Genomic DNA, 24,117 nt, shown 5'->3' with positions numbered 1-24,117 from the left:
CTGGTATAGCGTTTCCTGTACCAGGACTTACTTCATTTTCAGGGTTGACTGGTGGAAAATTACTATCCATAAAGGGAATGTAAGTAGGAAAATACCGGTATTGTGTCGAATTTTCAACCATTAGTATCAAAAGTATGCTTAAAATAAAACAGGGGGTTTCTTTGCCATGAGTGACAAGGATTGGGAGTTGTTTAAGCAGAAGGTTCATACAAAGTCAGGTATTAACCTTAATGATTACAAGCCGGCGCAAATGCAGCGCCGTATTGGCAATATGATGAGCCGCCACGGAGCCGGCAGTTATGTCGATTTTTTTGGTAAGCTGGAGACCGACCAAAAGCTGTATAAGGATTTCGTCGATTTTCTTACCATTAATGTGACTGAATTTTTCCGGACGCCGGAGAAATTTGACGAACTGGAGAAAAGAGTTATTCCAGACCTCCTGAAACAGAGTACTAAGCTCAATATTTGGAGTGCCGGCTGTTCCATTGGCGCCGAGCCTTATTCGTTAGCTATTATGCTTAATGAACTGACACCACAGGTGAAACACCGTATTTTGGCCACAGATCTCGATATCGAGATGCTGGCCAAGGCTAAACAGGGAACCTATACAGCCAATGAACTCAAAAATATACCGTCTGCCAGACTTGCTAAATATTTTAAGCAGGCAGACGGCAAGGCCACAATCAATGACGATATTCGGGCAAAGGTGGAGTTTGGGCGTCATAATTTGCTGGTTGATAAGTTTGAAACCGGCTTTGACCTGATTTTGTGCCGCAATGTTGTTATTTACTTTACTGAGGCAGCCAAAGACAGTCTGTACCGCCGTTTTTTCGCCGCTTTGAAACCGGGCGGGGTACTGTTTGTCGGCGGTACGGAGGCGATACTCAATTTCCGCGATATCGGGTTCAGCCACTATTTGCCGTTCTTCTACCGCAAGCCTTTTTAGTTGTAATCGCCCGGCAGGGGCGGCCGCTATAATAATCCCCAGTTGGACAGGCGGCGCACGGTATCCAGCCAGTGTCTGAGCAGGACCTTGCTTACGGTGCGTTCTTCCACCGCGTTGCCGGCAACAAGATCAACTGTTTTTACGGCTTTATCCTGCACATAGAAAATGATTTCGCCGATTTTTTGGCCCTGGTATACCGGGGCTTTTATTTTTTCCGGCAAATCCACTTCGACCGTCACTGCGGAATAATCGGCAGCATTGACTACCAGGGCGGCAGGGGCGGCTACCAGGGCATCTACCATGCCTGTTATGCCGTTGTCTACCGGCAGTGAGGCAAATACCGCCCCCTGCTCGGCATATTCATACAGGTCGTAGGTATCAAAACCGTGCTTTAGCAGCATCATCGAATCAAACCAGCGCGAGTGATCATGCAGGACAACGGCAATGAGCTTTTGGTTGTTGCGGGTAGCGCTTGAAACCAGGCAGGGACCGGCCGCGTTGGTGGTACCGGTTTTTACGCCGTCAGCATCTTCCAGCATCCAGAGCAGTTTGTTGGTATTGCGGAGATTGCGGTCATGGCTTTTGCCTTTGCGGTCAAGCCATTCAATATTTGTTTCCTTGGTGCCGACAATTTCGGCAAATGTGGGGTTATTCAACGCATAGCGGGTAATCCAGGCCAAATCAAAAGCTGTGGATGCATGGTTAGGGGCGCTAAGACCGTGCGGATTGCGGAAATGTGTGTGCAGTGCACCGATGCTGCCGGCTTTCTGGTTCATGATTGCCACAAAGGCATCCACCGAGCCTGCCAGGTGTTCGGCAATAGCTACCGCCGCGTCGTTGCCGGACCGGAGCAATAGCCCGGTAAGCAGTTCACGGAGTGTGATGCTTTGTCCGGGATAGAGATTGAGCGAAGAACCGGGGGTGGAGGCGGCATGGATACTTACCCGGGTTGTTTCGTCCAAACGGCCGCTCTCAATGGCGATAATGGCTGTCATGATTTTGGTGGTGCTGGCCGGAGCCAGCTTTTTATTCATGTTTCGGTCATAAAGCACTTGCCCTGTCTTGGCATCCATTAGAACAGCCGCCTGAGCCGACAGGGTTGGCGGCGCAGCTCCGGCAGTGCCGGCAGCCAGCCATAGGAAAAACGTAAGTAAGGCGGTACAACGTAAGACAATGCGGGTCATGGGATACCCCCTTAGTGTTAGCTATCTTATTGTCATATCTGGCCCCCGGTCGGCGTAGTATCCAAAAAGGAGTACTGCATAGGGGGGATTGTATTGCGTAATTTGCGCAAACGGAGTTTTTTCAGTATAGCCGTGTTGGCTGTCGGCTTAGTATGCGGCCTGATATATGAAACCATGCTGGCAGTTGATGACAAATATCAGGTTATCCGTAAAGTGTCCACTACCCACAAAGTAGTGGCACTTACTATTGATGATGGTCCGCATCCTCAGGCCACGCCGGAAGTGCTGAAAGTTCTGCGGGACAAACAAGTAAAGGCCACTTTTTTTGTTTTGGGAGCCAATGCCCAGGTTCATCCTGGCATTACAGCCCAGACCCTGGCTGACGGGCACGAAATTGCTTCCCATGCTTACAGCCATCAATTTCTCAACCGGATGTCGCTAACGGCGGCGGCGGCAGAGCTTGAACAGTCTGAGGCCATCCTTACCGGTATTGGCGCACCTAAGCCGACACTCTTTCGCCCGCCAGGCGGCGGGTACAATGACCGCATTGTGGCAATGGCCCGTGAGCGGGGTTACACGACAGTATTGTGGTCTGTTGATAGTGGCGACTGGCGCCAATTACCTGTTGAACAAGTGGTTAAAACTATTATGGACAATGTCCGGCCAGGCAGTATCATCCTTATGCATGACGGACAATATCCGCTGCCTACGCCGCAGGCCATAGGCATAGTTATTGATAACCTGCGCAGCCAGGATTATCAATTTGTGACGGTGAGCGAGCTGCTGCAATATTATGAGGCAGCCAGACCGGCCAGTACCTTGCGGTACTTAACATTAGGTACTACGGCTCGTATTGTTTCAAGTTCTGCCAGTGGGTATGAATGAGTTGATCATACCGGTGCATGGTCGCGGTACGTTCGTTTCGCAGGGCTTGAATAGCGCCCAGGGTTTTTTGGTCAAACGAATACACCTTATTTTTGGATATGGTCAACGGCTTTGCATATTCTTTGAGTTTGGTCGCCACCTTGCAGTTGGCTTTGGTCTCTTTGAGGATAACGGCCGGCTCTAACAGGTCGGAACCTTCGTAGCGGTGGATTAGACAGTTGGGCTGCAGGTGGTCGATTACATTTTTGTTGTCACCCGTGAAAATAAGCTCACCCCCGCAGCCCGGGCAGGCGGTCAAATTGTCCGGCAAATAATTATGACAGCCCATACATACAATTTCATTCATTTACATCCCTCCGCCCTTATTGTGTCCGAAAAAATCGCCGGATATAAATGGAGACTTGATTCAGGTGGGATTTTAATTCTGTCTGAATTCTAGTCGGATAAATGCTGGTTCTATATTTCCCTGCCCCTGCATATGGTAATCATGTCTGTCGGATGGCTAACTTTCAGGGAGGGGAGATTTTTTGGAAAATAAGGAATGGATTGCCATGATACTGGCACAAGGCAGTTGTCTGGGAGCTTTAACGCAAGAAGTAGCCAAACCTGCCGTGCCGTTTGGCGGTCAGTATCGCATTATTGATTTTACTTTAAGCAATTGCCGGAATTCCGGCCTGGATACTGTGGGGATACTGACCCAGTATCAGCCGCTGCTGTTACATAGTTATGTCGGCAATGGCAGTGCCTGGGATCTTGATAGAAGAGACGGCGGGGTGCATATTCTGCCGCCTTTTTTCCGGGAGCAGGGTGGTGAATGGTATAAAGGAACGGCAGATGCCGTCTATCAGAATGTTGAATTTATCGAACATTTTGGGCCCGAGTATGTGGTGGTGCTGTCAGGCGACCATATTTATAAGATGAATTATGCCGACATGCTCAGCCTGCACAAAGCCTGTCAGGCTGATGTGACTCTGGGGGTGCTTGAGGTGCCCCGGGAGGAAACCGGCCGGTTTGGCCTCATAGATATAGGTGTTGACGGACAAATAACAGGTTTGGGTGAGAAACTCCGCCAGACCAGGGGTAATCAGGTTTCCATGGGAGTGTATATTTTTTCCTGGAAAGTGTTAAAACAGTATTTGGAAAGAGATGCTGCCAGTTTTACATCCACCCATGATTTTGGCAAAGACATAATCCCTGCTTTGTTGGCTGCCGGCAAGCGCATATATGCCTATAAGTTTGCCGGATATTGGCAGGATGTGGACACAATCAGCAGTTATTGGCAGACCAATATGGATATATTGGGGCTGGCCCCGAAACTGGTGCTGGATGATCCGGACTGGCCTGTATATTCGCCGCAGGTAAGTTTGCCGCCCCAGTATCACGGGCCGGGAGCTAAAGTGAGCAATTCGGCAATTGCCGGGGGAGTCACTGTTTTGGGAGAGGTGGAGAATTCTATTGTTTTTCCCGGTGTATATATTGGCCCGGGGGCTAAAATTAAGGACAGTATTATTATGCAGTATGCCCGGATCGAACGCGACACCACGCTGGCTGGCGCTATCATTACGGCCAATGCCGTAGTGAGTCCGGGAATGGCAGCGCATGCCGGGAACAGCGTCATTCCGGTTATGGGCAACCGCCAGTTCATAACAGCGGAAATTTTGGCGAAAATTGAGCGGGCAGGCTGATTTAGTAATAATGAAAATTATGGAAAAATTAGCATGACATAACAGGTATTTTCTCTGCCCAGGTAGAAGTAATATAGTAGATTTAGAACAGACTACTAACAACAGCAGGGGGTGGGTAGTGATGACTATGGCGTGGCTTACCGATTATGATAAGTATTTATTCCATGAGGGCCGCAATACCCGCAGTTATACTATGCTGGGAGCGCATCTAGCCACAGCCGGCGGGGTGGCTGGCGCCTGGTTTGCCGTATGGGCGCCTCGTGCCAGAGCAGTCAGGGTTATCGGCAGTTTTAACAACTGGGACGGCAGCGGTCATGCCATGGTAAAGGCACGTGACTGCGGTGTGTGGGCGTTGTTTGTTTCCGGGGCTGCAGCGGGGGATTTGTATAAATACGAGATTGTTACCGGTAGCGGGGAAGTGCTGCATAAGGCCGACCCATATGCTTTTGCTGCCGAAGTCAGGCCGAATACAGCCTCAAAACTGGTCAGCCTGGAAGGCTATTGCTGGCAGGATGACGCTTGGCGTGAGGCCAAAGCCAAAAAGAGTCCTTATAACCAGCCAATGAATATCTATGAAGTGGATTTGGGTTCATGGAAGCGGGGCAGTGACCGCCAAAAGCTGTCCTACCGGGAGCTGGCGCTGGAACTGCCGCAGTATGCCGCCAGTATGGGCTATACCCATATTGAGTTGCTGCCTGTTGCCGAGCATCCGTTTGACGGTTCGTGGGGCTATCAGGCCACCGGTTATTATGCTGTTACCAGCCGTTACGGCGAGCCTGAAGACTTTATGTATTTTGTTGATTGCTGCCATCAGCAGGGAATCGGGGTCATTCTGGACTGGGTTCCCGGACATTTTTGCAAAGATGCTCATGGACTGGCCTGCTTTGACGGTACAACCCTCTACGAATACAGTGACTGGCGGCGCGAGAATCGCGGCTGGGGTACGGCCAATTTTGACCTTAGCCGGCCGGAAGTGGTGAGCTTTTTAATTTCAAATGCGCTATTTTGGCTGGAGGTCTACCATATTGACGGCCTGCGGATTGACGCGGTGGCCAACATGCTGTACCTCAATTATGGCCGTGATCAGGGCGATTGGGAACCTAACTGCCAGGGCGGGACGGAAAATTTGGAAGCCGTCAGCTTTTTGCAGCAGCTTAATGAAGCTGTTTTTGCCAATTATCCGGCGGCGCTGGTGATTGCTGAGGACTCGACAGCCTGGCCGCTGGTTACTCAACCGACTTATTTGGGTGGTTTAGGGTTTAATTTTAAATGGAATATGGGCTGGATGAACGATATGCTGCGCTATATGGCGCTGGATCCGCTTCATCGTCAGCATCATCATAATTTGGTGACTTTTTCTTTCATGTATGCTTTTTCCGAAAACTTTGTCCTGCCTTTATCCCATGATGAGGTAGTACATGGCAAGAAATCGCTGCTGGATAAAATGCCGGGTGATTACTGGCAGAAGTTTGCCAATCTCCGGGCCTTTTACGCCTATATGATGGCCCATCCCGGCAAAAAGCTGCTGTTTATGGGCGGGGAGTTTGGTCAATTCATTGAATGGAATTACCAGGACAGCCTGGACTGGCATTTGCTTGACTACGAAATGCACAGTAAACTGCTGGACTATGTTAAAGCGCTGAATCACTTTTATCTGGAACATCCGGCTTTGTGGCAAAACGAGCAGGATTGGCAGGGCTTTTCCTGGATTGATTGTCACAACAGCGAGCAGAGTGTCCTGGTGTTTAAACGGCAAGGGAAAGAAGCCGGTGAGTTTATTATTGCTGTGCTGAATTTTACGCCGGTTGTCCGGCAGGAGTTCCGGCTGGGTGTACCGGCTGCCCGGCATTATGTCGAAGTATTTAACAGCGACAGGCCGGTATATGGCGGGTCAGGTCAGGAAAATCCGGGAGAACTTATTCCGGAGACCGTTACCTGGCATGGTCAGCCTAACTCTCTTCTTATTACGCTGCCACCCTTGGCGGCTGTATATTTAAAACCGGTTGGCGCCAGTTGTCCGGAAGCAACTGGGGGAGACCTTGAAGATACCGGTGTTGTTGCAGATTAAAAAGGACTACATAGGGGAGAGTGGAGCACTATGCGAAGCAAGGAATGTGTTGCCATGATTTTAGCCGGCGGTCAGGGAAGCAGACTGGGGGCGCTGACCAAAAAGCTGGCCAAGCCGGCTGTACCGTTTGGCGGCAAGTATCGCATCATTGATTTCCCGCTGAGCAATTGTTATAACTCCGGCATTGATACTGTCGGCGTGCTGACCCAGTACCAGCCATTAGCCCTTCATTCCTATATTGGTATTGGCAGTGCCTGGGACCTCGACCGCCGCAACGGCGGAGTGTATGTACTGCCGCCATATGTCCGGGAAAAAAGCGGCGAATGGTACAAAGGCACGGCAGATGCCATTTATCAGAACTTTAATTTTATCGAAATGTTTAACCCGGAATATGTGCTGATCCTGTCAGGCGATCACATTTATAAAATGGATTATTCGCTGATGCTTGATTATCATAAAACCAAGCAGGCTGATGTTACCATTGCTGTTATTGAGGTGCCGTGGGAGGAAGCCGGCCGGTTTGGCATTATGAATATGGCAGCCGAGGATTGTATTGTGGAATTTGAGGAAAAACCCAAGAATCCCAAAAACAACCTGGCTTCCATGGGAATATACGTATTTAGCTGGCCGGCACTCAGAGCCTATCTGGCGGCCGATGCTGCCGATACCAGCTCCAGCCATGACTTTGGTAAAAATGTCATTCCCAAGATGCTGGCCGGTGGTGAGCGCCTGTATGCTTACCGCTTCAGCGGCTACTGGAAGGATGTTGGCACAGTCGAAAGTTTTTGGGAAGCCAACATGGATTTGCTCAGTGATGAACCGACGCTCAATTTGTATGATCCCAGCTGGCGGATTTATTCTGTCAGCCCTGCGCAGCCGCCGCATTTTGTGGCAGATACGGCGCAGATTATTTGTTCGATGATCACGGAAGGCTGCCAAATACACGGCCAGGTGGAAAATTCCGTATTGTTTCCCGGCGTGTATGTGGGGGCAGGTGCCAGGGTAAAGGATTCTATTATTATGCCTTACACGACTATTGGTGCCAATGCCGTTATTAATAAAGCCATTATCGGCCGCAAATCAGTCATTGAAGCCGGCGCTCAGATTGGCACAGATGAAATAACTGAACAGGAGGCAACCCGCTGGTTTTCCGGGATAACCTTAATTGGCGATAACCTGACAATTACCAGCGAGACTAAGATTAAGCGCAATGCCCTGCTTGCCCGTTCGTAAGCTTCCGGCGCAAAGCAGCATGGTTATGAAGGGAGGAAGTCTATTGAAGAATGTAATGGGTTTGATCAATTTGCATGAGAGTCATGACCTGCTCCGGGAGATAACCAAAAACCGGCCGCTGGCCGCGATTCCGTTTGGTGGCCGGTATCGCTTGATTGATTTTGTGCTGTCAAATTTTATCAATTCCGGCATAACCAATGTGGGCATTTTATCTGCCGGCAATTCGCGTTCGCTTATGGACCATATCCGTTCAGGCAAGGAGTGGGATCTGGCCCGGAAGCGGGATGGCCTGTTTATCCTGCCTTCGTTGCAGACCGACAACGTGCAGGGGGCATTTCCCAAAGACCTGGTGGATTTTTTCAATAATCTTGATTATATTAGAAGCAGCCGGCAGCGCTATGTTCTGCTTTCAGGCAGCCGGGCAGTTTGTAATATTAATTATGAGGCCGCGTTTCGTTTTCACCAGGAAAAAAACGCCGATATAACCATATTATACAAAGAATACAGTGACACCGATGTCCGGCAGATGACCGGCGCCACCCTGCTGGAAACCGCGTCCGACGGCCGGATTGTGGATATGGAGATTTGTCCGGTCAGCGCCCGCAGCAACAAATTATCGCTGGCCATGTACCTGATGGAGCGCAGCTTGTTTGTTGATTTAATTGATGCCAGTGTGGCGCGGGGCGGGACGAATCTGGCACGCGATTGTTTTCTTAAAAACCTGGAGAATCTCAGAATTTATGGATTTCCTTTTCAGGGTTATTTGGCCCAGATTAATTCGGTGCAGGATTATTTTAGTCACAGTATGGCGCTGTTAACTCCCGCCGTATGGCAGGAACTCTTTTTTTCCAACGGCTCCATTTACACGAAGGTTAAGGATGCGGCTCCCGCCAAATACCAGCAGGACGCTCAGGTTAGAAGTTCGCTTGTCGCCAATGGTTCGGTAATCGCCGGCAAGGTGGAAAACAGTATTTTGTTCCGTGGTGCTAAGATTCATAAAGACGCCCGGATTACCAACAGCATTATTATGCAAAACGGGGAGGTCGGACCGGGAGCGATTATCGAGAATGTCATTTGTGACAAAGATGTCAAAATTACAGCAGGCAAACGGCTTAAGGGGGAATTAAACCACCCCATTGTCATTACGAAGGGAACGGTGATTTAATATGCGAAAAGTTTTATTTGTGGCATCTGAGGCTGCACCGTTTGCCAAAACCGGCGGTTTAGGTGATGTGATTGGCTCGCTGCCAAAAGCGCTTACCGCGCAAGGCGGCGATATTCGGGTAATTATGCCTAAGTATAGTTGTATTCCGGACGAATTTGTCTCCCGGATGGTTAAGCGGGCCACCTTTACCGTATCTGTCGGCTGGCGCAGGCAGTATGCGGGACTGTATGAGCTTGACTTTCAGGGGGTTACCTGGTATTTCATCGACAATGAATATTATTTTAAGCGCGAGGGCCTGTATGGCTATTATGACGAGGCCGAGCGGTTTGCCTATTTTTGCCGGGCGGTGCTTGAGGCGTTGCCGCGACTGGACTTTATGCCTGAAATCATTCACTGCCATGACTGGCAGACCGGGCCGCTGGCAGCTATGCTTAAACTCCAATATATTGACAGAAATGAATATGCCGGTGTCAAAACGGTATTCACCATTCATAATCTAATGTATCAGGGGATTTTCCCCAGTGATATTTTGGTAGACCTGTTAGGTTTGCCGACCAGTGCGTTTACCGCCGATGGTCTGGAGTTCTACGGGCAGGTCAACTTTTTGAAAGGAGGTCTGGCGTTTAGCGATCAGATAACCACTGTCAGCAAATCGTATGCCGAGGAGATGCAATATCCTTATTTCGGGGAAAAACTGGAGGGTATCTTGGCCAAACGCCGGGCTGATATTTGCGGGATTGTAAACGGCATTGACTATGAAACTTATAATCCGGCCGGGGATAGTTTCATCTATACCAATTATACCTGGCGGGGAACCACCAAACGTCTTGACAACAAAATCAAACTCCAGGCCGAACTGGGTTTGTCTGTAGGCAAACACATTCCGCTTATTGGCATGGTTTCCCGGCTGGTGGATTCCAAGGGGCTGGATCTGATTGCTCATGTCATGGCAGAATTGCTGGACCTTGATGTACAGCTGGTGGTGCTGGGAACCGGTGAAAGGCGCTTTGAAAACCTGTTTGCCTATGCGGCAGGCTGCCGCCCGGATAAAGTATCGGCCAAGATTACTTTTTCTGACGATTTGGCCCATAAGATTTATGCCGGTTCTGACATGTTTCTTATGCCGTCCCGGTTTGAGCCTTGCGGTATCGGGCAGCTGATCGCGCTCCGGTATGGCAGTATTCCTATTGTCCGGGAAATCGGCGGCCTTAAGGATACTGTTATCCGCTTCCAGCCGGAAACCGGTGAAGGCAATGGTTTTACTTTTATTAATTATAATGCTCATGAAATGCTGGGTACTATTAAAGAAGCTGTGCTCTTATACCAGGACCGGACCGAGTGGAGTAAGCTGGTTAAGAATGCTATGCGCTCTGACAACAGCTGGAGTCATTCGGCCGGCGAGTATTGCCGGATGTATGAGAGTTTGATTGCCGGCTAGCAAACGGACGGGGGAGGATAAATAATATGTTCAGAACTAAAGAAGAATTTAAAGCAGCTTTTATCGAACGCCTGGAAACCCTGTTCGGAGAACATCTGGATGATGCCACGCTTACCGATAAATATGCAGCCCTCAGCACTTTGATACGGGAGATTATCAACAAACGCTGGTATAAATCCAATATGCAATATCGTGTCAGTAAAGATAAGCAGGTGTACTATTTTTCTATGGAATTTTTGCTGGGACGGCTGCTTGGCAGTAATCTTTTCAATCTGGGGCTGACCGACCTATGCCGGGAAGGTTTGGCTGAATTAGGCATTGATTTGGCAGAATTGGAGGCTGTGGAAGCAGACGCCGGTTTGGGAAACGGTGGCCTGGGGCGCCTTGCCGCCTGTTTTCTTGATTCTATGGCTTCACTGCAGCTGCCTGGCCACGGCAACGGCATCCGTTACCGGCATGGCATGTTTGAACAAAAGATTGTCGATGGGTATCAAATGGAATTGCCGGATAACTGGCTGCGTGACGGCTATGTCTGGGAAATGCGCAAGGCCAGCCGGGCGGTAACTGTTAAATTCGGCGGTACTGTCCGGATGGAGGAACGGGCAGGAAGGCTTGTTGCCATTCATGAAAATTATGAACCGGTACTGGCTGTGCCTTATGATATACCGGTTGTCGGCGCTAACCGCAATACCGTCAATACCTTGCGGCTGTGGAGTGCCGAGACCAACCATTTTGATTTTTCCTCTTTCAGCAAAGGCGACTTTTTAAAAGCGGTGGAACAGAAGTATTCCATGGAAGCCACCTCGCAGATCCTGTACCCTGACGACAATTATCCGGAAGGCAAGGTGCTCAGGCTCAAACAGCAATATTTCTTCGTTTCTGCCGGTTTGCAGAGCATTGTCCGGCGGTATAAGCGCACCCATGGCGGAACGCCGGCCGATCTGGCCAAAATTCACGAAAAAATTGCCATCCATATCAATGACACCCACCCGGCGCTGGCCGTACCGGAGTTAATGCGCATTCTGCTGGATGAAGAGGGGTTAGGCTGGGCTGAGGCCTGGAATGCCACCTGCAAAACCATTTCCTACACCAATCACACGATTTTGCCTGAAGCGCTGGAGAAATGGCCGGTTGAGCTGGTAGGACGCCTGCTGCCGCGCATGTATACGCTTATTCGCGAAATTAATGAGCGGTTCTGTGCCGCCCTGTGGGAGCAATACCCCGGTGATTGGGATAAAATCCGGGATATGGCCATCATCAGTGAAGGTTATGTGCATATGGCGCATTTGGCGGTTGTCGGCAGTCACAGTGTCAACGGTGTGGCTGAAGTGCACAGCAATATACTGAAACAAGAAGTTATGGCTAATTTTCATAAATTCTACCCCCATCGCTTTAATAATAAAACCAATGGGGTTACCCACCGCCGCTGGCTGGCTAAAGCCAATCCCGCACTGGCTGATCTTATTAGCGAAACCATCGGCCAAGGCTGGCTGGATCATCCCACTGAACTGGCAAACCTGCACCGTTATGGTACCGACGCGGCCTTCCAGGCAAGCGTTAAAGCCGTTAAACAAGCCAATAAGGAACGGCTGGCTCAGTATATTAAGGCTAAAATGAATATAACGGTTGACACTCAGTCTATTTTTGATGTGCATGTAAAGCGGATTCATGCGTATAAACGCCAGACATTAAATGCGCTCCATATTTTAGACTTATATAACCGCCTCAAGGCGGATCCCAGTCTGGATATTGAGCCGCGCACCTTTATTTTCGCCGGTAAGTCGGCAGCCGGGTATTATCTGGCCAAACGCATTATCAAGTTTATTAACACCCTGGCCCAGGTCATTAACAACGACCCGGATATTGGCGGTAGAATTAAGGTTGTCTTTATGGAAAACTACAGTGTATCGCTGGCTGAACTTATTATTCCGGCCGCCGATGTCAGTGAGCAGATATCAACAGCCAGCCGCGAGGCCTCCGGCACCGGTAATATGAAGTTTATGATGAACGGTGCGGTTACCATCGGTACGCTGGATGGTGCCAATATTGAGATTCATGATGAAGTTGGCGACGATAATATAGTTATTTTCGGGTTAACCGCCGACGAAGTCCTGAACTATTATAAATATGGCGGCTACAATGTGCTGGACGTATATAACAGCAACCCGCGCCTAAAGCAAGCGGTTGACCAGCTGATTAACGGCTTTTTCCCTGTTAGTGCCGATGAGTTTGACAGTATTCATCATTCTCTCATGCGTACCAATGATGAGTACTTTGTCTTAAAGGATTTTGCCGGTTATGCGGCAGCCCAGGAAAAGGTCGGCAATCTGTATCGCGATCAGAGCCGTTGGCAGACGATGTCCATAAATAATATTGCCTTTTCGGGCAGATTTGCCAGCGACCGCACAATTTCCGAATATGCTATTGGCATTTGGCAGATTAAGCCGGTTGTAATCAGGGAATTCTAATACCGGAGGTGGACCGGCATGAACCAGTGCCCGATTTTTCATGATTCCCATAATAAGGACTTTCGCAGCCCCTTTGGGGCTGCTGCTTGTTATACAGAAATAACATTACGTTTGCTGACTGTCAATACCAAGCGGCAGGGTGAACTGCCCGCAGAAACCGCTGATTTACGGTTGTGGCAGGAAGGTGCCGGAGAAATTCTCCTTGACATGCAGCTTGTCCGGGAGGAGCAGGGACGGCGTCTGTATGAAGCCAGCTTTACCGCTCCGGGCAATCCGGGTGTTATTTGGTACTACTTTATTATCAGGCGGGGAGAACAAACTTTCTATTATGGCAACAACGCAGCCGAGCTGGGCGGTGTGGGACAGCTTCTCAGCTATCCGCCGCCCTCATACCAGATCAGCACCTACCTGCCGGAGGCGGTTACACCGGCCTGGTTTAAACATGCGGTGGTATACCAAATCTTTGTTGACCGGTTTTATAATGGGTTGCCTGAAGGGAAAATTCTTAATCCGCGGCCAGGCAGCCTGCTGCATGCCGACTGGCAGGATACGCCGGTGTATACCCGGGATATGGAGACAGGTGCAATCTTAGCCTACGACTTTTTCGGCGGCAATCTGGCCGGGGTTATGGCCAAGCTGCCTTATCTGGCAGAACTGGGAGTAACCGCCATTTATTTAAACCCGGTATTTGCTTCCCCTTCCAATCACAAATACGATACCGCCGACTACCTGACCATTGACCCCATGTTTGGCGACAACAACCTGTTTGCTAAAGTTTGTGCCAAGGCCGGTGAGCATGGCATTGCCGTTATTTTAGACGGCGTGTTCAGCCATACCGGCAGCGACAGCCTGTACTTCAATCAGGAAGGCAGCTATGACACACTTGGCGCTTACCAGTCTAAAGCTTCTCCCTACTATTCGTGGTATAAATTTATCGACCATCCGGATACATTCGAATCCTGGTGGGGGATCGGCACAATGCCGAATGTCAATGAAGAGGATCCTTCTTATCAACACTTCATCATTGATGGCCCGGACAGTGTGCTTAAATATTGGCTTAAAGCCGGTGTAAAAGGCTGGCGGCTGGATGTGGCCGATGAACTGCCGGAATCCTTTTTGCGCAAATTTTATAAGACGCTCAAAGAGCAGGACCCGGAGGCCGTCCTGATCGGCGAGGTATGGGAAGACGCTTCACGCAAGGTGTCTTACGGCCATTTGCGTCAGTATTTTGACGGCACCGAGCTTGACTCGGTTATGAATTATCCCTTCCGCAAACTTGTCCTTGACTTTATGTTAGGCTGGCGGGACGCGCAGGCGGTACACCGCCGGTTATTCAATTTATATGAAAACTACCCGAAAGAAAACTTTTATGCCAATATGAATATTATCGGCAGCCATGATGTGCCGCGTATTCTCACCTTGCTAGCCGAAGCGCCGCCCGAAGCGGCGCACAGTAAACTAAACGCTTTTAAACACCGTCTGACGCCGGCGCAGCGGGAGCTGGGGCTGGCACGGCTGAAGCTGGTTGTTTTATGGCAAATGACTTTTCCCGGCACTCCCTGCATTTACTATGGTGATGAGGTTGGGGTTGAGGGTTACAGTGACCCGTTAAACCGCCGCACCTATCCGTGGGGCCGGGAAGATAAAGAATTGCTGGCGTGGTACAAAAAATTAGTTGGCCTGCGCCGCAGCCATCAGGTTTTGCGGACAGGTGAATGGCTGCTCTTATGTGCCGCAGACGATGTGTATGGTTATGTGCGCCGTATCCGCAGCGGTCAGGATATCTTCGGGGATCTGGCGGCAGATAATACGGCGGTTATTGTGTTTAACCGCAGCTGTCATGAGGCGGCTGCGATAAGCATTGATACGGCGGCTTGGTTTGCCGGTCAGGCCTATGTTGTGGATGCTTTGACCGGTGATACGATTGCGCTGCCTGACACAGGCCGGCTGGAACTGACGCTGCCGCCGCTGTCAGGCCGGCTGCTGCTGGCCCGGGACGAAACGCCGCCCGCCGGACCGGAACGCACCCATGGCATCCTGCTGCACCCCACCTCGCTGCCTTCCCCCTTCGGTATTGGCGATCTGGGTCCGGAAGCCTGCCGGTTTGTTGATTTTCTTGCTGCCGGCAACCAGCAGCTATGGCAGTTTCTGCCACTCAACCCGGTAGGCTTTGGTGATTCGCCCTATCAGTGCCTGTCGGCATTTGCCGGCAATCCGCTGCTTATCTCGCCGGAAAGGCTGAGAGATGCCGGCTGGCTGACAGAGGCCGAACTACAGCATAACAACGAATTTTTCCGGCAAGATCCTGCCTGTGTCGATTTCCCCCATGTCAAGCTGTGGAAGGAGCAGATTTTCCGGCAGGCTTTTGACCGCTTTCGGCGGCAGGAACCGACAGACGCCTATGCCGATTTTGTGGCGGCGGCGGCTGACTGGTTGCCAGAGTACACGCTGTTTATGGCACTTAAGCGGCATTTTCAGGGCCTGCCCTGGAACCAATGGCCGCCGGCTGTCAGCCAGCGCCGGCCTGAGGTCATCAGCCACTACCGTCAACTGCTTGCCGAAGAAATTGAGTATCAAACCTTTCTGCAATTTGTTTTCTGGCAGCAATGGCAGGAATTAAAGCAGTATGCCAACAGCCGGGGCATTTGCCTGTTCGGTGATTTGCCGCTGTTTGTTGCCCATGACAGTGCCGATGTGTGGGCCAATCCCCACTTGTTTTCGCTTAATGCAGCCGGCAATCCGACCAAGGTAGCCGGTGTACCGCCTGACTATTTCAGCGATACCGGGCAGCTCTGGGGCAATCCACTTTATAACTGGGAGCAGATGGCGCTGGATGACTACCATTGGTGGCGCCGCCGTCTGGAAGTTCTGCTTACGCTGGTTGATGTCATCCGTATTGATCATTTCCGGGGTCTTGAGGCGTATTGGGAAATTCCGGCCGGCGAGCCGACGGCGGTCAACGGGCAGTGGATAGCCGGGCCGGGAGCCGGGTTTTTTGCCATATTGGAAAAATATCTGGGAAGGCTGCCGCTGGTGGCTGAAGATTTGGGTATTATTACTCCGGAGGTTAACAGGCTTAAACACCGGCTTGGCTATCCGGGCATGAAAGTATTGCAGTTTAGTTTTGGTGATGGCCTGTCAGCGCCTGATTTCCCCTATAATACCGGTGCCGACACCATCGCTTATACCGGCACACATGATAATGATACGCTGCTGGGCTGGTTTGGGCGGCTTGACAGCACTGAGCCGGAGCTTAAGCGCCGGGTGCTTCGCCACCTCAACCGGCTGGGCCTGGACAGTGACTTAAGTGATGCCGGTGTATGCAGGCAGCTTATCCGCCTGGCTTATCTCAGCCAGGCTAAGACAGTGATACTGCCGCTGCAGGATGTACTTGGCCTGGGCTCTGCAGCGCGGATGAACACTCCGGGAACAGCGGACGGCAATTGGGGCTGGCGGCTGGAGCCCGGTATGCTCACCTCCGAAGTCAGCAGTTGTTTGCGGGAGTGGAGCAGTTTGACAATTGGTCGGCAATAGTGAAAAAATAATCAACAAAAATTGCATAGGCATGCAACTTTTGTTGATTATTTGTATTTGGGAATGCATCTTATTTCCAGCTAAACAGGCTTTTGCGGCAGATTTACATTTTGGCACGATTTTTGCTACAGTTGAATAATATAGCCGGAATGTCAGTTCTATATTTTGTAAAAAAACTGTTAGGACATGATTTTTTTGCAGCATAATAAGTTGTTGAAGCCATAAGAGTAAACTCGTTGCAGCGCAGTTGAACCATCGGGGATTCGTGTGGGGAGTCTACCCCGCCAGAACTAACGCCGTTTATAGGCAGGAGTCTTGACTCACTAATTTAGATCAAGAAAATCTGAGTAATACGGGGGCTGCCGTGCACAGGTACAAAAAAACTTATGCGCGGCAGCCCTTGTCAGTTGCAAATAGAGCATATTTTCACGAAAGGATTCTTTACAGGTTTGACTAAAATTGCTATAAAGAAAACACGGCTTGTGCCGAGCCTTTGGCGACAGCGGCAGCCGATGTTGCCCTTATCCTGTTCTTAAGAAAGTTATACTTTCTGTTAGGATAAAGAAGTAAGATCCTGATAAATCGTGAGATAATGAGGTTGGTGCAAGATAGTGGGAAAACATTGGCTGATGCTGGTTTTGTCGGTTGGTCTGCTCTGTATATATAGCCTTGACTGGATTTATTGTGACCAGGAAACCAGGCGCCATGCCTGGATACTGGATAATTTCACCGAACGCCTGGAGCGCACATTACAGTCTGAAGTAAACCAGCACACGCATGCTATAGAGGCTGTAAGAAGATTCATGCTGACCGGTGAGGCAATACCTGATAAGGAGACGTTTGAACGCTTTGCCAGGCGGTTGTTACCTTTTTATCCTGAAATCATTGAATTGTCCTATTCTGACGCAAATTATATCATACGCTATCTGTATCCGGAAGGGTCGGGCCTGAGCCGGATTGGTGAAGATCTGACCGATATAAGCCGATCTCCGTATTTTCTTACTGCTACGCTTAAGGCCGAGCGGGAACAGATTATAACGGTAAACAGGCTGCCTATTGTAAAACAGGCAGGCGGCGATGTTTTAGAATATAGGGCGCCGCTTTTTGTCGGCGACAACTTTCGCGGCATGGTTTGGGTGACCGTTGCGCCAATTACGGTTTTGCATAAGGCTGTAAAAAAAGTTGATCCGGCGCTTGAGCACAATGAGTGCATGTATCATGTTGAAGTCGGTGTGCCGGACAGCGATCCGTTTTACATGGCTAATCACTTGGCGGACAACTCGCCTGTGCGGGAATTTACGCTTACTGTTGCCGATGTACAGTGGCAGGTAAAAACAGGCTGGAGCCGGGTGCCGCGCCCTAGTATCTATATACGCGGACTTATCTGGGGTTTAGGCATCAGTACGCTTAGCCTGCTGCTCCTCTTGATTAATGGTTTAATACGGCGGCAAGCCTGGCTGTTACAAGCCGTTGACCAAAAAACCCGGGAACTCTTGCTGAAAAACAAAATATTGGAATTGGAAATGCAGGAACACCGAAATACAGAACAGGCGCTGCGGCAAAGTGAAGAGCGTATGGCTACTTTGCTTGCGGCCGTCCCGGACAAGCTGTTCCGGGTAAGCCGGGCCGGTAAAATTCTGGATGTCGAAGTAAAAAAACCGGAAGATTTATACATGCCGAAAGCGGAAATATTAAACAAAAACATAGTGGATGTGCTGCCGGCAGAGGTATGGAAAAAATTCCTGGACGCCGGTGAAAAGATGTTAACTACCGGTGAACCGTTGACCGTGAAGTATCAACTTGCGAAAAATAATGTGAAGAAAGAGTATGAATCCCGTTTGGCAGTAAGCGAAAAAGATGAAATACTGGTTATTATCCGTGATATCACGGAGCAGCGACAGGATGAAGCCTGTGAGCGGCTGTTAACGCAAATTTCAGCTAAAGTGCTGGAAGAAGCAAGCATTGAAGATATATTAAGCTATACCTGTGAGCAATTGGCGGCTGTTTTCTCGATATCATTTGCCCGCGTATCGCTGAAAACTGATGATGGCACAGGCAAAATCAGTGCTGTTGCCGGCAGACTGGCAAAGGTGGAATCCGGCAGGCTGAGATGCAGCGAAAAAGGCCGGTTAAGCCGGTTGGCTATCAGAACCGGTGAGCTGCAAGTGGTTCAGCACAAAGAGCGGTTATCAACCTGGCAAGAAACACTCATTGCCGAGTCGGGTGCGGACAAGGACGCTATTCAGTCTGAGATTGCGCTGCCTCTCAACTTGAAGGGGAGCACTGCCGGTGCGCTGTATCTTATAAGCAATATCCCCCATTATTGGAATGAACGGATTGTGGCCCGGCTGCAGCGTTTTGCCGGTCAACTGGCAATAGCCGTCAGTGCGGCTGCCAGCCGCCAGCATCGCAGGCTGCTGATTGCCGGATTGGAGGCTGCTGCCAATGCCATTGTCATTACCGACAGGGATGGCAATATTGTCTGGGTTAATTCGGCCTTTAGCGTCCTGACCGGCTATGCTGAGGACCAGGCTTACGGCCGGAACCTCATGCCTTTATCAGGCTATCCGGATGAGAGCTTCTACCGCCAGTTTTGGCAACAATTACAGACGGCGGCAGAGGTATGGCGGGGTGAGTCAGCCCATTCCCGGCAGGACGGCAGTTTATACGAAGAAGTCATGACAATTACGCCTGTTCGCAACAATCAGGGGGAAATTGTAAATTTCATTGCCATAAAGGAAGATATAACTGAACAAAAGCTGGCTGCCGCTGCTATGGAAAGGGCAAATGCGCTACGAGCGCAAGCTGAGAAACTCTCTTCGCTTGGCACCATGGCTGCCGGTCTTGCGCATGAGATTAATCAACCGCTTAACTCCATAAAGATGATAGCCAGCGGTATGGTGTATGCGTACAATAAGGGCAAAGAACGGCCGGTTAGCGATCTTATGCGTAATGTCGAAGAAATATCAAATCAGGCTGATCGCATAAACCGGATTATTATGCACATGCGCAGTTTTATCCGGCAGGATGCCAGTCAGGCGGCTTATTGCAATCTTAATGCTGCGGTGGAACAATCGCTTAGAATTATTGGCAGCCAATTAACAGCACATGGAATCCAGATTCAAACAGAATTGGCTGAACATATGCTGTTAGTTTATGCGATACCCACGGCACTGGAAGAGCTTATTGTCAATCTGGCATCTAACGCCATGCAGGCCATGGATTCGGCAGAATGCCGGGACAAACGGCTGCTTATTCAGACCTGGGCGGACCAAAACACAGTAAATTTAAAAATCTCAGACACTGGGCCGGGTATCCCTGCCGCTAACCGAAGCAGGCTGTTTGAACCCTTTTTCTCGAGTAAACAGGGCGGGGACAATCTTGGTTTAGGATTGCCGATTGTGCAGGCTATTGTTACCTCCTGCCAGGGAACCATTACCGTTGTTTCCAAGGAAAATGAGGGAGCCGCTTTTTTGATTACTCTGCCTGGCAGCAGAACTGAAGCAGTGTAGGAGGCAAGGTTATGGAGATATTGCTAGTCGAAGACGACCGGCATAGCCGGGAGGCGGTAATGTGGTTTTTGCAGGAACAAGGACATAAGGTGACCGAGTGTGATAATGCCCGGGAGGCACTGGCTAAATGGAGGGTAGGAGATTATCCGCTGATAATCTCAGATATTCAGATGCCTGGCATGTCGGGATTGGAGCTGGCAAACGCCATTAACGGACAGCCTGACAGCTGGCGCACCGATGTTGTATTATTTACCGGCTATGGGGATATGAAAACCGCAGTGGCGGCACTGCGGGCAGGAGCCTATGATTATTTGCTGAAACCTGTGGATGCTGAAGAGCTGGCGACAGTTATTCAGCGGGTAGCGGAACACCAGGCCTTGTTGCGGGAAAACCGGGAGCTAACTAAGAATTTTGATGCCCGGCTTAAATCAGCGACAATGCATACAGTACAGGAGTTAACCCAGATGCGCAAGCTGGTGGCAGAGACGGTAATGGGTAAGGTCGGCTTTTTTTCTCCCCAAATGCAGGCAATAAAGGCCATGGCGCTGCGGTATAATGAAGACAGAACAATTCCTGTACTGCTGCAGGGAGAAACAGGTACAGGCAAAGAAGTGATTGCCCGTCTCATCCATTATGGTTCGGAGCTTGATTCGGCGGCAGCTCCGCTGGTTGAATTGAATTGTGCAGCCATTCCGCACAATTTATTTGAAAGCGAGTTGTTCGGTTATGAAGGCGGCGCTTTTAGCGGCAGCTTAGGACAAGGAAAAAAAGGCAAGCTGGATGCTGCGGCCGGCGGTACGCTGCTTTTGGACGAGGTAGCCGAGATGCCGACGGAAATCCAGGCTAAACTGCTCCGGGTCGTTGAGACCAAAGAATACTACCGGCTGGGTGGTTTGCAAAAAATAAAGGCAAATGTACGGATTATTTGTGCTACTAACGTTGATTTGGATAAAAAAATGCAAGAGGGGTCATTTCGCAGTGACCTGTATTACCGCCTGAAAATAGGCCATCTGGTTATTCCGCCATTAAGAGAGCGGCAGGAAGATATCGTGCCGCTGGCGGCCATGTTTTTGCGGGAGTTTTCCCAAACCAGGAAAAAACGTTTTAGCGGCATTAATAACGAGGCGCAGCAGCTCCTGCAAACGTATAATTGGCCGGGAAATGTACGGGAACTGCGCAATGCCATAGAGTGGGCCGTTTTTATGTACAACGAGGAAGAACTACAGCCATGCCACCTGGAAAAGGTCGTTAGAGGAACCTTGGTGCCTGCCGACGGCAGGGCAGCTGTCGCCACTGGCGAGAGGCGCATTATCCTGCCTTTGCCGGAGGCAGGACTGTCAATAAAAGCATATAATGATCTTATTGTTCAAGCAGTTCTGGATGCTCACCACGGCAATCAGACGGCCGCGGCTAAGTATCTGGATATGTCGCTGAGAGCTTTTTGTTACCGTTTAGAGCAAATGCGCGGCAGGCAAGCCGATAACGAAGTAAGTTCCAAACAATAATTGCATAGTATTGCCGGTATGACTATGCAATTATTGTTGAAAATGCATAGTCATGCAATTGACGAAAAGGGAAAAGTTTTGTTGAAAAAAGCAAGATAACGCTTGTGTTCGCGGCAAGCGTAACCCGGCTGTCCTTTCAGACTGGCATGATTGTTGCATCATTCACAAATGCAACGAAATTATGTCCAGAAAGGCGAGGGAAATCAAATGAACATCACGATTGGTAAAAAAATTACAGGAGGCTTCTTGCTTGTTGTTGGTCTGGTAGCGATCATGAGTATTTTCAGTTATTTCAAAATCGGCGAAATCGAGGAATCCTATGCACAAACCATGAACAGTAACCTGGAAAAAATGCGTATGACCCAGGGGTTTGCTGCTGATTTAGCCAATGAGGCGGTAGCCATGAGAAGGTTCAATTTCACCGGTGATGTATCAGATTTACCGGTTTTTGAGGAATATCGCAAAAGCTCTGAAGAAAAGCTGACTGTTTTACAACAAATGATACAAACCGGAAAAGGGAAGGAACTTCTCCAGCAGATGAAGGCCGACAAGGCTGCCTATGAGGCAATTGCCCAAAAATCGATAGCAGCTAAACAGGCAAACAACCTCGAACAAGTTGCACTGCATATGCAGGCAGCAGGTGGGCCTTATAAGGCGGCAATGGGTGCGGCCGAGGAATTGGTACAAGAAATCGAAGTAATTGTCCGGGCGGAAGCGCAAACTCAGTCAGAAACGGCTAAAGAAAGCCAGATGCTGATATTGATTATTAACATTCTGGTAGCCTGTATCGCGGTTGCCATTGGGATCTTGCTCAGCCGAAGCATTGCCAATCCGCTGAAACGGATAACGGTTGCCTCCGGTGAAATTGCCCAGGGTAATCTGACCCATGAAGATGTTATTATTGATTCTGCCGATGAAATTGGTCAGGTAGCACGGGCCTTTGTTACCATGAAGGCCAATCTGAAACAATTACTTCGGCAAATTGCTTCAACCACTGAGCAGGTGGCGGCCTCCTCCGAGGAACTGACAGCCAGTGCCGAACAGTCGGCCCAGGCAACTGAGCAGGTAGCCTCAGCTGTCAGTGAAGTGGCCACAGGGGCGGAAAGGCAAGTGAGCGCCGTTGTTACGGCGGCTTCGGTTGTGGAACAAATGTCTGCCGGTATTCAGCAGGTGGCGGTAAATGCCAATGATGTGGCCCGGATGGCGGATAGGGCGGCGACCACAGCCCGGCAGGGAGATACGGCTGTGGATGCCGCAATCACCCAAATGGCCAGCATTGAAAAGACGGTGGCCGGTTCGGCGCAGGTAGTGACAAAGCTAGGTGAACGCTCCACGGAAATTGGACAAATTGTCAATACTATCTCAGGGATTGCCGGGCAGACGAACCTGTTGGCGCTAAACGCCGCAATTGAGGCGGCCCGTGCCGGGGAGCAAGGCCGGGGCTTTGCCGTAGTGGCCGAAGAGGTGCGCAAGCTGGCCGAACAGTCCCAGGAAGCGGCCAAACAGATTGCCGCCCTGATTGGGGAAATCCAGACCGAGACGGAAAACTCGGTTGTGGCTATTAATGAAGGATCGCGGGAGGCAAAAATCGGCGGTGAAGTCGTCAATACTGCCGGCAAAGCATTTAAGGAGATTGTTGATCTTATTGGCGCTGTTTCAGAGCAAATCAGGGAAATCTCAGCTTCCATCCAGCAAATGTCGGCAGCCAGTCAACAAATAGTAACAGCTGTACGGGATATTGATAAAATCAGTAAAGATACCGCCGGGCAAACACAAACTATCTCGGCGGCAACAGAAGAAACCTCTGCCTCAATGGAAGAGATTGCCGCTTCCAGCCAGGCGCTCGCCCAACTGGCAGAAAATTTACAGACAGCAGTGCAGAAGTTTAGATTGTAAAAAAGGCGATACAATGACATTCCCAAGGGATAAAAATTATCCCTTGGGAATGTATTTTTTTTACGAATATATATTGACAAAATTTAGGCAATGGCAGTACAATGAAATTAATACTATACCAGTTCAGTATTGATTAATTATGACAACTAGAAAGAGGTGATGCTGTGCAGCTTAATCAGGCCACAGATTATGCATTCCGGGTAGTATTATATCTTGCGGGGCTGCCGTCAGGGACGGTGGAAAGCGGTGTAATTATTGCCGAGCGCCAGAATATACCCTACCGGTTTCTCCAGAAGATTGTACGCATGCTGGCAGCGGCCGGGCTGGTGAAATCGTATCGCGGGGTAGAGGGCGGGTTTGCCCTGGCAAAATCGCCGGACAATATCACATTATATGATGTTATTACCGCTATGGAAGGGCCGCTCGGTATTCACCGCTGTCTGGCTGATCGCAATGCCTGCAATAAAAGCTGCGGGCAGGAGTGCCCGGTGCACCATGCGCTGGCAGGCATTCAGGAACGGCTGGCAGCCGATTTATCAAGTGTGACTTTTGCAGCATTGGTAGTCAACCAAGACTAAAGCCATAGGATGAATTGCGT

15 protein-coding genes are annotated in these 24,117 nt (G+C 50.0%); 13 read left to right on the top strand and 2 right to left on the bottom strand.

Annotation, left to right across the window (positions count from 1 at the left end; translation table 11 throughout):
• Positions 1 to 166: 166 nt before the first annotated feature.
• Positions 167 to 946, top strand: a complete 780-nt coding sequence (locus tag GT1_RS15265; protein ID WP_188399455.1) for a protein-glutamate O-methyltransferase CheR — start codon at positions 167 to 169, stop codon at positions 944 to 946.
• Positions 947 to 972: 26 nt separating this feature from the next.
• Here GT1_RS15265 and GT1_RS15260 read toward each other — a convergent pair whose 3' ends face one another.
• Positions 973 to 2,130, bottom strand: a complete 1,158-nt coding sequence (locus GT1_RS15260) for a D-alanyl-D-alanine carboxypeptidase family protein (RefSeq protein WP_075752200.1) — start codon at positions 2,128 to 2,130, stop codon at positions 973 to 975.
• 93 nt (positions 2,131 to 2,223) lie between these two features.
• Between GT1_RS15260 and GT1_RS15255 the strand changes: the two genes are divergently transcribed.
• A complete protein-coding gene (locus GT1_RS15255; protein WP_223226290.1) occupies positions 2,224 to 3,015 on the top strand; it encodes a polysaccharide deacetylase family protein in 792 nt (263 codons plus the stop codon).
• Here GT1_RS15255 and GT1_RS15250 read toward each other — a convergent pair.
• A complete protein-coding gene (locus GT1_RS15250; RefSeq protein WP_075752204.1) occupies positions 2,972 to 3,361 on the bottom strand; it encodes a hypothetical protein in 390 nt (129 codons plus the stop codon). The two genes, GT1_RS15255 and GT1_RS15250, sit on opposite strands and share 44 nt — an antisense overlap.
• A gap of 181 nt (positions 3,362 to 3,542) precedes the next feature.
• On the opposite strand from GT1_RS15250, the gene GT1_RS15245 reads away from it, so the two are divergent.
• The 11 genes from GT1_RS15245 (at position 3,543) to GT1_RS15195 (ending at position 24,097) form a co-directional block, all read left to right on the top strand.
• Positions 3,543 to 4,700 (top strand): glucose-1-phosphate adenylyltransferase, encoded by a 1,158-nt coding sequence (locus GT1_RS15245; protein ID WP_188399454.1) that lies wholly within the window; start codon positions 3,543 to 3,545, stop codon positions 4,698 to 4,700.
• A gap of 121 nt (positions 4,701 to 4,821) precedes the next feature.
• Positions 4,822 to 6,768, top strand: coding sequence for a 1,4-alpha-glucan branching protein GlgB (glgB, locus tag GT1_RS15240; RefSeq protein WP_188399453.1), 1,947 nt, complete (start codon positions 4,822 to 4,824; stop codon positions 6,766 to 6,768).
• Between the two features lie 30 nt (positions 6,769 to 6,798).
• Positions 6,799 to 8,001, top strand: coding sequence for a glucose-1-phosphate adenylyltransferase (locus GT1_RS15235; RefSeq protein WP_188399452.1), 1,203 nt, complete (start codon positions 6,799 to 6,801; stop codon positions 7,999 to 8,001).
• 43 nt (positions 8,002 to 8,044) lie between these two features.
• Positions 8,045 to 9,166 (top strand): glucose-1-phosphate adenylyltransferase subunit GlgD, encoded by a 1,122-nt coding sequence (glgD, locus tag GT1_RS15230; protein WP_188399451.1) that lies wholly within the window; start codon positions 8,045 to 8,047, stop codon positions 9,164 to 9,166.
• A gap of 1 nt (position 9,167) precedes the next feature.
• On the top strand, positions 9,168 to 10,604 hold the full coding sequence (gene glgA / locus GT1_RS15225) for a glycogen synthase GlgA (RefSeq protein ID WP_075752212.1): 1,437 nt from the start codon (positions 9,168 to 9,170) through the stop codon (positions 10,602 to 10,604).
• 26 nt (positions 10,605 to 10,630) lie between these two features.
• Positions 10,631 to 13,072 carry a glycogen/starch/alpha-glucan phosphorylase gene (locus tag GT1_RS15220; RefSeq protein ID WP_075752214.1) on the top strand — a complete coding sequence of 814 codons (2,442 nt, stop codon included), beginning with the start codon at positions 10,631 to 10,633 and terminating at the stop codon, positions 13,070 to 13,072.
• Positions 13,073 to 13,090: 18 nt separating this feature from the next.
• Entirely contained in the window at positions 13,091 to 16,606 is a 3,516-nt protein-coding gene (locus tag GT1_RS15215) for a bifunctional glycogen debranching protein GlgX/4-alpha-glucanotransferase (RefSeq protein WP_188399450.1), read from the top strand.
• Between the two features lie 611 nt (positions 16,607 to 17,217).
• A complete protein-coding gene (locus GT1_RS15210) occupies positions 17,218 to 20,118 on the top strand; it encodes a PAS domain S-box protein (RefSeq protein WP_188399449.1) in 2,901 nt (966 codons plus the stop codon).
• 11 nt (positions 20,119 to 20,129) lie between these two features.
• On the top strand, positions 20,130 to 21,623 hold the full coding sequence (locus tag GT1_RS15205; RefSeq protein WP_188399448.1) for a sigma-54 dependent transcriptional regulator: 1,494 nt from the start codon (positions 20,130 to 20,132) through the stop codon (positions 21,621 to 21,623).
• 207 nt (positions 21,624 to 21,830) lie between these two features.
• Positions 21,831 to 23,519 carry a methyl-accepting chemotaxis protein gene (locus tag GT1_RS15200; RefSeq protein WP_188399447.1) on the top strand — a complete coding sequence of 563 codons (1,689 nt, stop codon included), beginning with the start codon at positions 21,831 to 21,833 and terminating at the stop codon, positions 23,517 to 23,519.
• 164 nt (positions 23,520 to 23,683) lie between these two features.
• A complete protein-coding gene (locus GT1_RS15195; RefSeq protein WP_188399446.1) occupies positions 23,684 to 24,097 on the top strand; it encodes an Rrf2 family transcriptional regulator in 414 nt (137 codons plus the stop codon).
• The last annotated feature ends 20 nt before the right edge of the window (positions 24,098 to 24,117 follow it).

This window comes from Sporomusa sp. GT1 (assembly GCF_014634905.1).
Lineage (GTDB): Bacteria > Bacillota > Negativicutes > Sporomusales > Sporomusaceae > Sporomusa > Sporomusa sphaeroides.
This window is presented reverse-complemented; position numbering and strand designations above follow the sequence as displayed.

What these genes read in the sequence shown, in the direction of transcription:
- GT1_RS15265 (WP_188399455.1), top strand. Translation starts at nt 167, where the DNA reads ATGAGTGACAAGGATTGGGAGTTGTTTAAGCAGAAGGTTCATACAAAG.
- GT1_RS15260 (WP_075752200.1), bottom strand. Translation starts at nt 2,130, where the DNA reads ATGACCCGCATTGTCTTACGTTGTACCGCCTTACTTACGTTTTTCCTA.
- GT1_RS15250 (WP_075752204.1), bottom strand. Translation starts at nt 3,361, where the DNA reads ATGAATGAAATTGTATGTATGGGCTGTCATAATTATTTGCCGGACAAT.
- glgB (WP_188399453.1), top strand. Translation starts at nt 4,822, where the DNA reads ATGACTATGGCGTGGCTTACCGATTATGATAAGTATTTATTCCATGAG.
- GT1_RS15235 (WP_188399452.1), top strand. Translation starts at nt 6,799, where the DNA reads ATGCGAAGCAAGGAATGTGTTGCCATGATTTTAGCCGGCGGTCAGGGA.
- glgA (WP_075752212.1), top strand. Translation starts at nt 9,168, where the DNA reads ATGCGAAAAGTTTTATTTGTGGCATCTGAGGCTGCACCGTTTGCCAAA.
- GT1_RS15220 (WP_075752214.1), top strand. Translation starts at nt 10,631, where the DNA reads ATGTTCAGAACTAAAGAAGAATTTAAAGCAGCTTTTATCGAACGCCTG.
- GT1_RS15215 (WP_188399450.1), top strand. Translation starts at nt 13,091, where the DNA reads ATGAACCAGTGCCCGATTTTTCATGATTCCCATAATAAGGACTTTCGC.
- GT1_RS15205 (WP_188399448.1), top strand. Translation starts at nt 20,130, where the DNA reads ATGGAGATATTGCTAGTCGAAGACGACCGGCATAGCCGGGAGGCGGTA.
- GT1_RS15200 (WP_188399447.1), top strand. Translation starts at nt 21,831, where the DNA reads ATGAACATCACGATTGGTAAAAAAATTACAGGAGGCTTCTTGCTTGTT.